The organism is Nocardioides carbamazepini, from assembly GCF_024614185.1.
Taxonomy (GTDB): domain Bacteria; phylum Actinomycetota; class Actinomycetes; order Propionibacteriales; family Nocardioidaceae; genus Nocardioides; species Nocardioides carbamazepini.
Map to the genome: position 1 here is coordinate 94395 of NZ_JAHTLF010000003.1, position 12965 is coordinate 107359.

The window sequence follows — 12965 nt, forward strand, 5'->3', positions numbered from 1 at the left end:
ATTCACGCAGCCCTCAGTACCCGCTCGGGACGATCGCGGAGATGACCGTGCCGTCGGCGCGCTGGATCCCGGCGGGGTACGGCGGCTCGCCGTCCAGCCGCGGTCCCTGGTGCTCGAGCGGCACGACGACCGGCGCACCCGGGGCGACCTTGACCAGCTCGCCCCGCACGGAGAAGGTGGCGGGCCCGCTGCCCTGCTCGACGTACAGCTCCAGCTCGGCGGGGCGGACGGTGACCCGGACCCGGGTGCCGTGCAGGGTCACCCGGTAGACCAGCGACGACCACTCGTCAGGCAGGCGGGGGTCGAGCTGCCACTGCTGGTCGCCCGCCCCGGAGCCGTGGTCGCGGAAGCCGCCGAAGCCGCCGACGAGGGCACTCCAGACGCCGCCGGTGGAGGCCACGTGGACCCCGTCGGCGGTGTTGTTGTGGCGATCGGCGAGGTCGACGAAGAGGGCGGAGTGGAAGTAGCGCAGCGCCAGTGAGTGGTAGCCGACCTCGGCGGCGACGATCGACTGGACGACGGCCGACAGGGTGGAGTCACCGGTCGTGATCGGGTCGTAGTACTCGAAGTCGGCCTGCTTCTGCTCGGCCGTGAAGTCCTCGCCCTGCAGGTACAGCGCGAGGACGACGTCGGCCTGCTTGAGCACCTGGAACCGGTAGATCACCAGCGGGTGGTAGTGCAGCAGCAGCGGGCGGCTGTCGAGCGGCGTGTTCTCCAGGTCCCACATCTCCCGCTCGAGGAAGTGCCGGTCCTGCGGGTGGATGCCGAGGAAGGAGTCGAACGGGATCGACATGCCGGCGGCGCACTCGGCCCACTCGTCGGGCTCGTCCGACGTCAGCCCGGTACGCCGGACCAGCGCCTCGTAGGCCGCCGGGTCGTCGCGCTGCAGCTCCCACACGGCGCGGGCGGCGCGGCGGAGGTTGAAGCGGGCGAGCACGTTCGTGTACAGGTTGTCGTTGACCACGGTCGTGTACTCGTCCGGACCGGTGACCCCGTGGATGTGGAAGGTGCGCCTCGTCTCGTCGCGCCAGAACCCGAGGTCGGCCCACATCCGGGCGGTCTCGACGAAGATGTCGACCGCCTCGCGGGCGAGGAACTCGTCGTCGCCGGTGGCGCCGACGTACTGGCTGAGCGCATAGGCGATGTCGGCGTCGATGTGGTACTGCGCGGTCCCGGCGGCGTAGTACGCGGACGCCTCCTGCCCGCTGATCGTGCGCCACGGGAAGAGCGCGCCCTTCTGGGACAGCTCGCGCGCCCGCGACCGGGCGCTGTCGAGGAGGTTGTAGCGGAACCGCAGCGCGTTGCGCGCCGCCCACGGCATCGTGTACGTCAGGAACGGCATCACGTAGATCTCCGTGTCCCAGAAGTAGTGGCCGCCGTACCCCGACCCGCTGACGCCCTTGGCCGCGATGCCCTGGCCCTCGGCACGCGCCGAGGCCTGCAGGACCGAGAAGAGGTTCCACCGGATCGCCTGCTGCAGCGCAGGCTGGCCCGCCACCACGACGTCCGCGCGCGCCCAGAACCCGTCCAGCCAGGCCCGCTGCGCGGCGTACTGGTGGTCGACGCCCTCCTCGTGGGTGCGCGCCAGGGTCCGCTCGCAGCGGTCGATCAGCTCCCGCGGCGGCACCGTCTCGGCCGTATGGAAGGCGACCAGCTTGGTGAGCCGCACCGGCACCCCGGGCTCGGCCGCGATCCGGTAGATCGCCTTGACGAGGTCGTCCTCGGCCTGCACGTCCATCGAGTACGGCGACGCCGACTCGAGCAGGTGATCGGCGACCACCCCCAGGGTCATCCCGCTCTGTGCGGTGCGGTAGCCCAGCCGGAGCCGGCCGGTCTCCGGGTCGGCGCCGTGGATGCGCGGCTCGAGCACCCGCCGGTCGAAGTCCTCGGCCCGGCGCGGGTCCGCCGTACTGCCGCCGCTCTGGTCGAGCGGCCCCTCCTCACGCTGCTCGTCCTGACGGTTCACGAGCTGGGAGGAGATCGCGAGCGACGCGTGCTGGTCGAGCAGGGTGACCTCGAAGGTGAGCACGGCCAGGTGACGCTGCTCCAGCGGCACCATCCGGGTGCTGCGGATCCGGACCCGCTTGCCGCCGGGCGTGCGCCACAGCAGGTCGCGGCTGAGCACCCCGGAGCGGAAGTCCAGGGCCCGCTCGTACTCCAGCAGGTCGGCGACCGAGACCTGCAGCGGCTCGTCGTCGACGTAGAGCCGGATCACCTTCGGGTCCGGCACGTTGACGATGGTCTGCCCGATCCGCGCGAAGCCGTAGGCCTCCTCGGCGTGGGAGATCGGCCAGGTCTCGTGGAAGCCGTTGATGAATGTGCCGTCGAGGTGGGCGTCGCGGCTCTCGGAGTAGTTGCCGCGCAGGCCGAGATAGCCGTTGCCGACGGTGAAGAGCGACTCGGTGGTGCCGAGGTCGGAGGCGTCGAAGCGGGTCTCCACCAGCCGCCACTCGTCGACGGGGAACCGGGTGCGGTCGAGCGGATCCTCGACCGGAGGCGCCTTGTGGGACGGGCCCTCGGGTGCGTTCATGGACTCTCCCCTGGCTGGTTGTTCGCGTGGTCGTTCGGGTGGTCGTTCGGATGGTCGTCCGGTACGACGTCGGCGAGATCGGTCACGACGAGGTCGGCGCCGGCCGCGGTCAGCGCATCCGTCCCGGCGCCGCGGTCGACCCCGATCACCAGGCCGAAGTCGCCGGCCCGGCCGGCGGCCACGCCGCTGACGGCGTCCTCGAGGACCACGGCCTGCGCGTTGGTCGCGCCGAGCCGGTGGGCGGCGTACGCGAAGGTGTCCGGGGCCGGCTTGCCGGGCAGTCCCAGCTCCTCGGCGAGCCCGCCGTGCACCACGAGCGCGAAGTACGCGCTCAGGTCGGCGGCCGCGAGGACCGCCGGAGCGTTGCGCGACGACGACACGACCGCCATCGGGACGCCGCGGCGGTGCAGGGCGAGGATCAGCTCCACGGAGCCGGCGTAGGGGACGACGCCCTCGGAGCTGAGGATCCGCTCGAAGGCGTCGTTCTTGCTGTTGCCCAGCCCGCACACCGTCTGCGCGGTCGGCGGGTCGTCGGGGGTGCCCTCCGGCAGCGTGATCCCACGCGAGGCCAGGAAGGACCGGACGCCGTCGTAGCGGGGCTTCCCGTCGACGTAGGCGAAGTAGTCCTGCTCGGTATAGGGCGCATGGGCGACGCCGTCCTCCGCCGTCCTGCGGGTGAGGAAGGCGTTGAACATCGCGTCCCAGGCGTGCATGTGCACCACGGCGGTCGGCGTCACCACCCCGTCGAGGTCGAACAGCACGGCTTTCCAGGCATCCCAGTCCACTTGTGTCCGAGGCACCCGCTCAGGCTAACGGTGCGGACCTCAGGGTCGGGTCAGGGACGCGATCCGGGTCACACCGGATTCACCGAGGTGTCTCGTCTGGTGAAATGCACCCATGCGCATCCCTCTCTTCGACTCGCTGCTGCGGCCGGTCCTGGACCCCGTGCTCGGCCCCGCCAAGCAGCGGATCGGCATCTGGCTGCTCAACCGGACCATGCGCAACGGGATCGACCTGCGCAAGCTGCGCTTCCTGCCCGACGCCTTCACGCTCCCGCTGCGCCGCGAGGGACTCGACCCGGTGCCCGAGCTCGCGAAGGTGCAGGCCGAGGAACCGGTGAAGAAGCTCGCCGACCTGTTCGGCAAGGGCGTGTGGCTGGTCAGCGGGTACGACGAGGCGCGCGACGTGCTCGCCGGCGGCGCGGAGGTGTGGTCCAACGACCTCGGCCAGTTCGTGTCGCAGGAAGGCCGCTCCGACGAGGAGCAGATCGGCGGCCTCGGCATGACCGACCCGCCGCTGCACACGGCTCTGCGCCGCTATCTGACCCCCGAGTTCACGATGCGTCGCCTCGCCCGGCTCCAGCCCGGCATCGAGGCGATCGTCAAGCAGCGGCTCGACGCGATGGCCGTGGCCGGCCGTGCCGGGCGTCCGGTCGACATGGTGGAGGAGTTCGCCTTCGCCGTACCGTTCGACGTCATCTGCGACCTGCTCGGCCTCCCGGTCGACGACCGGGCCCGCTTCCTCGAGCTCGGGGTCGCCCGGTTCGACCTCACCGAGGGCGGCGCGGGCGCGTTCGGTGCGGCCGCGCACACCCGCGAGTTCCTCATCAACGCCGTCCGCGAGCAGCGGGAGAACCCCGGCGACGGGCTGATCGGCGCGCTGCTGAAGGAGCACGGCGACGAGCTCGACGACGTCACCCTCGGCGGCATCGCCGACGGCGTGTTCCTCGGCGGCTACGAGACCTCCGCGTCGATGCTGGCACTGGGTGCCTACCTGATCGCGACCACCCCGAAGGCCGGCGAGATGCTGCGCTCGGAGGACGCTGGCCAGGTCAACCAGGTCGTCGAGGAGCTGCTGCGCCACCTGTGCGTCGTCCAGCTCGCCTTCCTGCGCTTCGCCAAGCAGGACGTCGAGATCGGCGGCACCCTGATCAAGGAGGGCGACGCCGTGGGCGTCTCGCTCCTGGCCGCGAACCGCGACCCGCGCCTGGCGCCGGGCCTCGACGAGTTCGACCCGGCCCGCGAGCCGACCCGCCACCTCGCCTTCGGCTGGGGCATGCACCGCTGCGTCGGCGCCGAGCTGGCCCGGATGGAGCTGCGCACCGCCCTCCGGATGCTCGCGGAGCGGTTCCCGGACCTGGCGATGGCCAAGGACATCTCCGCGCTGGAGTTCCGCAAGCTGTCGGCCGTCTACGGCGTCGAGGCGCTCCCCGTCTACACCGGCACCGGCCGGGCCACCGCCCTCGCCTGACCCGGCGCAAACTGAATCTGAGATCGCGCCGACCCGGCCCAGATTGAACTCGAAGCACCGCCGACCCGGCGCAGATTGAACGCGCGCGCATTCAGTTTGCGCCGGGTCGGCGCGCAACCTGGTTCAGTTTGCGCCGGGTCGGCGCGTCTGGTGGCTCAATCTGAGCCGGGTCGGGGTGATACCCAGTTCAGTTTGCGACGGGTCGGGGGACATAGGGTCGCGGGCGTGAGGATCGTGGTGGTCGGTGCCGACGCCGCCGGGATGAGCGCCGCCCACACGGCCCTGCGCGCGGCCGCCGGCGCCGACCGCGAGGTCGGCATCACTGTGCTCGAGGCGACCGGCCACACGTCGTACTCCGCCTGCGGCATCCCGTACTGGATCGCCGGGGACGTGCCGGGCGGCGAGGACCTGGTCGCCCGCTCCGCGCGGGAGCACCGCGCAGCCGGGATCGACCTCCGGCTCGGGACGCGGGCGGTGGCGCTCGACCCCGAGCGACGGCGGGTCCGGGTCGAGGGCGATGGCGGCCCCGACGAGCTGGAGTACGACGAGCTGGTGCTCGCCACCGGCGCCGCGCCGATCGTGCCCGACTGGGCGCGGACGGCGGCCGGAGGGCTGGTCGAGGGGGTGCATCCGGTCAAGAACCTCGATGACGGAGCCGTGTGGACCGGGCTCCTCGCCGAGGCCGGCGAGATGGGCGGCCCGACCCGGGCGGTCGTGGTCGGCGGCGGCTACATCGGCCTCGAGATGGCCGAGGCCCTGATCCGGCGTGGGCTGACGACGACGCTCGTCACCCGGAGCCGGGTGATGAGCAGTCTCGATGCGGACCTGGGCGCGGAGATCGAGGCCGCCCTGGTGGCCGGCGGTGTCGACCTGCGCACCGGTCGCACCGTCGAGCGGCTGGAGACGACCGACGGACGGGTGGGCGGCGTCGTCACCGACACCGGGGAGCGCCTCACCACCGATGTCGTCGTCCTCGCGATCGGGGTCGAGCCCGCCACCTCCCTGGGAGCCGCGGCCGGGCTGCCGCTGGGGGTGGAAGGGGGCTACCTGCCGGACCCCGGCGGCCGGGTCGCGCCGGGCATCTGGGCCGCAGGCGACTGCTGCGAGGTCACGCACCGGCTCACCGGTGGCCGTGCCTTCCTGCCCCTGGGCACGCATGCCAACAAGCTGGGCCGGGTCGTCGGCGACAACCTGCTCGGTGGCGACCGCCGCTTCGGTGGTGCACTGGGGACCGCCATCACCCGGTTCGTCGCGGGCGGTGTGCACCTGGAGATCGCCCGGACCGGGCTCTCCAGCGCCGCAGCCACCGCCGCCGGGTACGACGTCGCGGCACTCGTCACCATCGGCACGACGGCCAGCGGCTACATGCCCGAGGCCGAGCAGATCCAGACCAAGGTGATCGCCGACCGGACGACCCGCCGCCTCCTCGGCGTACAGATCGTCGGCGGACCGGGCTCGGCGAAGCGGATCGACGCCGCGGCGGCCGCCCTGTGGGGCGGCCTCGACGTCGACGACCTGGCGGGCATGGACCTGGCCTACGCGCCGCCGTTCGCGACGGTGTGGGACGCGCTGCAGATCGCCGCGCGGAGGCTGGCCGACCGGCTCTGACCTCCGCGCCGTCGTACCGGACAGAACCGTCCTGAGATCGGCCGATCCACGACGGTTTCGTCCGGTACGACGGGGACTACTTGCTCGTGGTGAGCCGGTACTGGCGTACCGACAGCGGCGCGAACACCGCGATGATCAGCACCACCCAGATCAGCGTGTAGGCGACCGGGTTCTGCATCGACCAGGCGTCCGAGCCCGGACCCACCCCGGTGTTGCCGAACAGGTCGCGGCTGGCCTGGGTGACCGCGGAGACGGGGTTCCACTCGACGAAGGGCTTGAGCACCTTGTTGAACGACTCCGTCGGCACGAACGCGTTGGAGATGAAGGTCAGCGGCATGATCACGATGAACGAGGCGTTGTTGATGACCTCGACGCTGGGGACCATCAGGCCGACCCAGGCCATCACCCAGCTGATCGCGTAGCCGAACACCAGCAGCAGCGCGAACCCGGCCAGTGCCTTGAGGGCGCCCTCGTTGATCCGCCAGCCGACGATCAGCCCGGTCAGCGCCATGATGATCAATGACAGCACGTTGTAGACCACGTCGGAGGCGGTCCGGCCGACGAGCACCGCCGAGTTGGACATCGGCAGCGACCGGAACCGGTCGATGATGCCCTTCTGCATGTCCTCGGCGAGGCCGGCGCCGGTGAAGGTGGCGCCGAAGACGATGGTCTGGCCGAAGATGCCGGCGATCAGCCACTCGCGGTAGTTGACGCCGGGCGTCTCGATCGCGCCGCCGAAGACATAGGCGAACAGCAGCACGAACATGATCGGGCTGACCAGGACGAAGACCAGGATCTCCGGCACCCGGATGATCTTGATCAGGTTGCGCTGGGCGACCACCCAGCCGTCGTTGAGGGCCTGGGCCATGGTGCTCACTGGGGCGCCTCCGCGCTCTCGTCGGTGCTGTCGGTGGTGCTCTCGTGGCCGGTCAGGGTGAGGAAGACGTCGTCGAGGGTCGGGCGACGCAGCCCGACGTCGAGGACCTTCACGGCGTCGCGCTCGAAGCCCTGGAGCACACGCAGCAGGTCGCCCGCCGCGTCCTCGCCGACCGCGGCCGCGAGCTCGCGCCCGCCGCCGTTGACCTTGACCTCGCCCACGGCGACGTCGTTGAGGATCCGGCTCGCGGTCTCGGTGTCGGCGGTGCTGGTGAGCACCACCTCGATCCGCTGCCCGCCGGTCTGTGCCTTGAGCTCGTCGGCGGTGCCGTGGGCGATCTGGCGGCCGTGGTCGATCACCACGATGTCGTCGGCCAGGACATCGGCCTCCTCGAGGTACTGCGTGGTCAGCAGCAGTGTCGCGCCCTCGCCGACCAGCTCGCGGATGACGTCCCACATCAGCTGGCGGCTGCGCGGGTCGAGGCCGGTGGTCGGCTCGTCGAGCACGATCACAGGCGGCGCCGCGACCAGCGCGCCGGCCAGGTCGAGGCGCCGGCGCTGGCCGCCGGAGTAGGTCTTGGTCGGCCGGCTCGCGAACTCGGTGAGGTCGAAGCGCTCGAGCAGCTCCTGCGCCCGCGCCCGGGCCCGGGTGCGGCCGAGGTGGTAGAGCCGGCCGATCATGACCAGGTTCTCGTACGCCGTCAGGTGCTCGTCGACCGCGGCGTACTGCCCCGAGAGGCCGATCTTGGCCTTGGCCGCCGCCGGGTCGGCCAGCACGTCGATGCCGGCGACCGTGGCCGTGCCGGCGTCGGGCTTCAGCAGGGTCGTCAGGCAGCGTACGGCCGTCGTCTTGCCGGCGCCGTTGGGGCCCAGCAGCGCCAGCACCTTGCCCTCGGGCACGGCCAGGTCGAGCCCGGCGAGCGCCTCGACGTCCTTGTAGCGCTTGACCAGTCCGGTCGCGCGGATCATGGGTTCGCTCATCGCAGCCCCTGGGTCTCCTCGTCTGGTTCGTGTCGATCGTCTATCCCGGTTCGCACACTAGGGACCGCCACCGACACCGGAACTCATCGCGGCCGGTCCGGAACTGAGGCAAGGCTCGCTTTCCTGGAACGGTTCAAGAAAAGGTGGCACAGTGGTGGACACCGCAAGAGAACGAACGAAAGGGAGCACCCTCCATGGCCGCCACCGCGACCCAGCACCGCACCCGCCAGCACGTCTCGCACCCCGCCTTCCGTGCCGACGCGACCTTCGCCGGTCACCTCCAGCAGGTCCTCGTCGACCTCAACGACCTGGCCCTCCAGGGCAAGCAGGCGCACTGGAACGCCGTCGGCGCCAACTTCCGCGACCTGCACCTCCAGCTCGACGAGATCGTCGATGCCGCCCGCACCTTCGCCGACGACGTGGCCGAGCGGATGCGCGCGGTCTACGTCGTCCCGGACGGCACCGCCGCCCGGACCGCCGCCCAGTCCAGCCTTCCCGCCTTCCCGGGCGGCGAGGTCGAGACCGGTGCGGCCATCGACGCGATCGTCGCCTCGATCTACGCCGTCGTCGGCACCGCCCGCCGGGTCCACGACGAGATCGACGCGGCCGACCCCACCACCGCCGACCTGCTGCACACGATCATCGAGCGCCTGGAGCAGCTCGCCTGGCTGACCGACGCCGAGCGGCGTACGCCGGGCGCGTCGGTGCCGGAGCCGGTCATCGCCTGAGCTGCCGGCCTGGTGCGCCGCGCAACTACCGAATTCGTCGTGATGACGGCTCGCGGGCAGCACATCTGGTAGTTGAGCCGTCCCTCGCGTCGCCCTGCGACACTAGACAGATTGGTCGACATGTCTCATTGTTGGGGCATGTCGACTGAACTGTCCCAGGGCTACCAGCCGGGCGGCGGGGCCGCCTGGCGTGACCCCTGGGCGTCGTACGCCTGGCTGCGCGACCACGACCCGGTGCACCACGTGGTGCCCGACGGACGGGCGGAGCGTGACCACTACGTGCTGTCCCGCCATGCCGACGTGCTGGCCGCCGCGGTCGACGTGGCGACCTACTCGAGCGCGCGCGGCCTCACCGTCGAGTACGACGAGCTCGAGCGGATCGGCCTGGTCGACAACCCGCCGTTCGTGATGACGGACCCGCCGGCCCACACGACCTTCCGCAAGCTGGTGGCGCGCGGGTTCACGCCGCGGCAGGTGCGCGACCTCGAGCCGGTGGTGCGGGCGTTCGCCGCCGAGCGGCTCGACGCCCTGCGGTCGGTGGGCGGCGGCGACATCGTGGCCGAGCTGTTCAAGCCGCTGCCCAGCCTGGTGGTCGGCCACTACCTCGGCGTCCCGGCCGCCGACCAGCCGCGCTTCGACGACTGGAGCGGCGCGATCGTCGCGGCCAACGTCGCCGGCGAGGGGGAGGTCGCGGCGGCCGGCGCGGCCGATGCCACGCTGGAGCTGATGGCGTACTTCTCCGAGCTCGTCGAGCGCCGGCGCCACGAGCCCGGTGACGACACGGTCTCCCAGCTGGTCCAGGCTGACGTCGAGCTGCTGGAGATCCTCGCGTTCGTCTTCACGATGGTGGCCGGCGGCAACGACACCTCGACCGGCGCGCTCGGCGGCGCGGTCCAGCTGCTCGCCGGGCGTCCCGACCAGCGTGCGCTGCTCGCCGGCGACCCGGGCCTGGTGCCGGACGCGGTCGAGGAGTTCCTCCGGCTCACCTCGCCGGTGCAGGGCCTCGCGCGCACAACCACCCGCGACGTCGAGCTGCACGGCACGACGATCCCCGCGGGCCGCAAGGTCCTCCTGCTGTACGGCGCCGGGAACCGCGACCCGCGCAGGTACGGCCCCGACGCCGACGCGCTCGACGTACGCCGCCGGCCGACCCAGATCCTCAGCTTCAGCCAGGGTCACCACCACTGCCTGGGCGCGGCCGCCGCGCGGCTGCAGATCACCGTTGCGCTGGAGGAGGTGCTGGCGCGGATCCCCTACTTCACGGTCGACGAGGACGCGATCACCTGGGCGTCGGGCCCCTACGTCCGCCGTCCGCTCTCGGTCCCGCTGGCCGTGGCATGAGCCCTGGCATGATCCCTGGCACGAGCCCTGGCACGAGCCGTCGCGCGAACCGCGCCACGAGCCGGCCCGAGAGCACCTGGGTCGACCGCCGGGCCCCCGCGGTGGAGCGGATCCTGGACGCGGCCGGGTCGCTCTTCGCCGAGCGTGGCGTCGACGGGGTCGCGATGGGCGAGATCGCCGCCGCAGCCGGGTGCTCGCGGGCCACGCTCTATCGCTACTTCCCCGACCGACCGGCGCTGCAGCTGGCGTTCGTGCAGCGGGAGGCGATCCGGGTCGGCGCGCTCGTGGTCGCGGATCTCGCCGCCGCGGCGGGCGACCCGGTCACCGAGGCCGTCCTCTCGGCGCTGCGCCACGTGCGCGCGGCGCCGACACTCGCCGCCTGGTTCCGGGAGACCGACGCCGGGCACACCGCCGACCTCGCCCAGGGATCCGAGGTGATCGAGGCGCTCGGCCTGACCATGGCGCCCGACCCGGAGGCCGCCCGCTGGCTGGTGCGCGTGATCGTGTCGCTGCTGACCGTCCCGGGCGGGAACGTGGCCGAGGAGCGCCGGCTGGTCGAGCGCTTCGTCGCCCCGGTGATCGCCCTGACCACCCCCTGACGGGTCCCTGAACGGCCCCTGACCGCCCCGGGATCCGGGTCGTCGTCCCCTACGGTGGAGCCCGTGGGAGCGCTGGTGTGGGTCTACACGGTCGTCACGAGCCTGGTCCTGGCCGCCGGCCTCGCGGCGGTGATCCGCCGCATCCTCGGTGCCCGCGTCGGCTGGCTGCGCACGCTGCTCGTGGGCTGGGTAGCGCTGCTCGTCGGCATCCCGGTCACGGGCAAGCTGGCCGTCGCCGCCGGCGTCGGCACCGAGAGCGGCGAGCTGACCACCTCCGAGGGGACGGCTGCCGCCTTCCTCCTGGTCAGCTGCCTGTGGGTCTTCGCGGCCGCGCTCGCCGTCGTGATGCTGCTCGAGGTGCTGCTCCCCTCGGGCACGGTGCCCGGCCCGCGGGAGGCCGTCGGCCGGCTCCGGGCGTGGCTGCGCCGGACCCGGCGCTACCTCCAGATCGGCCGCGCCGCCACGGGCTCCGGGCTCGGTGCGGTGCTGCGCGGCGGCCCGGGCTCGGCCTCCTTCGGCCCCGCCCTCGCCTCCGTGTTCAACAGGTCCGGCGTCACCTTCGTCAAGCTCGGCCAGATCCTCGCCACCCGCGACGACCTGCTGCCCGCCGAGACCACCCGGGCGCTGGCGACCCTGCAGTCCGACGCCGCCCCGGAGTCGTACGACGCCGTGGCGGCCACGATCGAGGCCGACCTCGGCGACCGGCCCGATGCCCTCTTCGCCGCCTTCGACACCGACCCGCTCGCGGCCGCGTCGGTGGCCCAGGTGCACACCGCGACCACCCACGACGGTCGCGACGTCGTCGTCAAGGTGCAGCGCAGCAAGGCGCGCCGGCAGGTCGAGGTCGACACCGACATCCTCGTCCGGCTGGCCCGCACGGCCGAGCAGCGCTGGCCGTGGGCGCGGGACATGACGGTCTCGCGACTGGCCGCGGGCCTGGCCCAGTCGCTGCGTGAGGAGCTCGACTACCGGATCGAGGCGGGCAACACCGCGTCCGGCGCCGCGGCGCTGCGGGAGCGGACCGACATCGTCGTCCCGGCCGTGGACACCACGCTGAGCACCCGCCGGGTCCTCGTGATGGACCGGCTGCACGGCGTACCCCTGTCGGCCGGGGAGGCCGCGGTCTCCGGCCTCGACCCCGCCCGTCGGGTGGAGCTCGCCGACACCCTCATCGGTGCCCTGCTCGACACGGTCTTCGTCGCCGGCGTCTTCCACGCCGACCTGCACCCCGGCAACATCCTCGTGCTCGACGACGGACGGATCGGGCTGCTCGACTTCGGTGCGGTCGGGATCCTCGACAGCGAGACCCGGCAGCTGCTGGCGCTCCTGCTGTTCGCGATCCTCAGTGACGACGCGGTGTCCGCGGTCGACGCGCTGACCCTGGCCTTCGACGTGCCCGACAGCCTCGACGTCCCGCTGCTGCGCCGCGAGCTGGGCCGCGAGATCGCGGCGCTCCAGCTGCAGACCAACATCGGCGGCGACACCTTCACCCGGATCTTCGCGGTGCTCCGCCGCCACGGGATCGGTGTCCCCGGCGACGTCGCCGCAGCCTTCCGCACCCTCACCTCGGTCGAGGCGGCCGTCACCCTGCTCGATCCCGGCAGCAGCCTGCTCCAGTCGGCCCGCTCCCAGCTGCCGTCCCTGCTGAAGCGGCTCGCCGAGCCGAAGCGGGTCGCGGCCCAGGCCGTCAGCCAGGCCGGTGTCGTCGCGGCGATCGCCCGACGGCTGCCCGAGCGCGTCGAGCACCTCACCAGCGCACTCGGCGACGGCACCTTCACCGTCCGCACCCGCGCCTTCGGCGACGCCGAGGACCGCGCCTGGCTCCGCGACCAGGTCAACAACGGCCTGGCGGCGGCCTTCGGCATCACCGCCTGCATCCTGGCTGTCGTGCTGGGCGGGACCGGCGGCGGGCCGCAGCTGACCGACGAGCTCTCGCTCTTCGGGCTGCTCGGGCTGACTCTCGGGTTCTGCGGTGTCACCCTGGCGCTGCGCGTCGTGGTGCGACTGTTCCAGCGCCGGGAGTAGGGCGGCGGCGAGGACGAGCGCCACCGG

At 72.3% G+C, this 12965-nt stretch carries 10 protein-coding genes; 6 read left to right on the forward strand and 4 right to left on the reverse strand.

Going from position 1 to position 12965, the window contains the following annotated elements; translation table 11 throughout:
- Positions 1-13: 13 nt before the first annotated feature.
- Together KVF89_RS01065 and KVF89_RS01070 are read right to left on the reverse strand one after the other, a co-directional pair.
- Positions 14-2530: a glycoside hydrolase family 65 protein gene (locus tag KVF89_RS01065; protein WP_257422646.1), complete on the reverse strand. Its 2517-nt coding sequence runs from the start codon at positions 2528-2530 to the stop codon at positions 14-16.
- On the reverse strand, positions 2527-3330 hold the full coding sequence (locus KVF89_RS01070; RefSeq protein ID WP_257422647.1) for an HAD family hydrolase: 804 nt from the start codon (positions 3328-3330) through the stop codon (positions 2527-2529). The genes KVF89_RS01065 and KVF89_RS01070 overlap by 4 nt, the downstream gene beginning before the upstream one ends.
- A gap of 97 nt (positions 3331-3427) precedes the next feature.
- Here KVF89_RS01070 and KVF89_RS01075 point away from each other — a divergent pair, with 97 nt between their 5' ends.
- Positions 3428-4780 (forward strand): cytochrome P450, encoded by a 1353-nt coding sequence (locus KVF89_RS01075; RefSeq protein WP_257422648.1) that lies wholly within the window; start codon positions 3428-3430, stop codon positions 4778-4780.
- A 225-nt stretch (positions 4781-5005) separates the two neighbouring features.
- Positions 5006-6388 (forward strand): FAD-dependent oxidoreductase, encoded by a 1383-nt coding sequence (locus KVF89_RS01080; RefSeq protein ID WP_257422649.1) that lies wholly within the window; start codon positions 5006-5008, stop codon positions 6386-6388.
- 76 nt (positions 6389-6464) lie between these two features.
- Here KVF89_RS01080 and KVF89_RS01085 read toward each other — a convergent pair whose 3' ends face one another.
- Both KVF89_RS01085 and KVF89_RS01090 read right to left on the reverse strand, forming a co-directional pair.
- Complete coding sequence (locus KVF89_RS01085) at positions 6465-7256, reverse strand: ABC transporter permease (protein WP_257423006.1); 792 nt, start codon at positions 7254-7256, stop codon at positions 6465-6467.
- A 5-nt stretch (positions 7257-7261) separates the two neighbouring features.
- Positions 7262-8245 carry an ATP-binding cassette domain-containing protein gene (locus tag KVF89_RS01090; protein ID WP_257422650.1) on the reverse strand — a complete coding sequence of 328 codons (984 nt, stop codon included), beginning with the start codon at positions 8243-8245 and terminating at the stop codon, positions 7262-7264.
- 194 nt (positions 8246-8439) lie between these two features.
- On the opposite strand from KVF89_RS01090, the gene KVF89_RS01095 reads away from it, so the two are divergent.
- The 4 genes from KVF89_RS01095 to KVF89_RS01110 all read left to right on the forward strand — a co-directional run bounded on the left by KVF89_RS01095 (position 8440) and on the right by KVF89_RS01110 (position 12938).
- Positions 8440-8973 carry a Dps family protein gene (locus KVF89_RS01095; RefSeq protein WP_257422651.1) on the forward strand — a complete coding sequence of 178 codons (534 nt, stop codon included), beginning with the start codon at positions 8440-8442 and terminating at the stop codon, positions 8971-8973.
- A gap of 138 nt (positions 8974-9111) precedes the next feature.
- Positions 9112-10314: a cytochrome P450 gene (locus KVF89_RS01100; protein WP_257422652.1), complete on the forward strand. Its 1203-nt coding sequence runs from the start codon at positions 9112-9114 to the stop codon at positions 10312-10314.
- An 8-nt stretch (positions 10315-10322) separates the two neighbouring features.
- Positions 10323-10913 (forward strand): TetR/AcrR family transcriptional regulator, encoded by a 591-nt coding sequence (locus KVF89_RS01105; protein ID WP_257422653.1) that lies wholly within the window; start codon positions 10323-10325, stop codon positions 10911-10913.
- A gap of 63 nt (positions 10914-10976) precedes the next feature.
- Complete coding sequence (locus tag KVF89_RS01110) at positions 10977-12938, forward strand: ABC1 kinase family protein (RefSeq protein ID WP_257422654.1); 1962 nt, start codon at positions 10977-10979, stop codon at positions 12936-12938.
- Positions 12939-12965 lie beyond the last annotated feature (27 nt).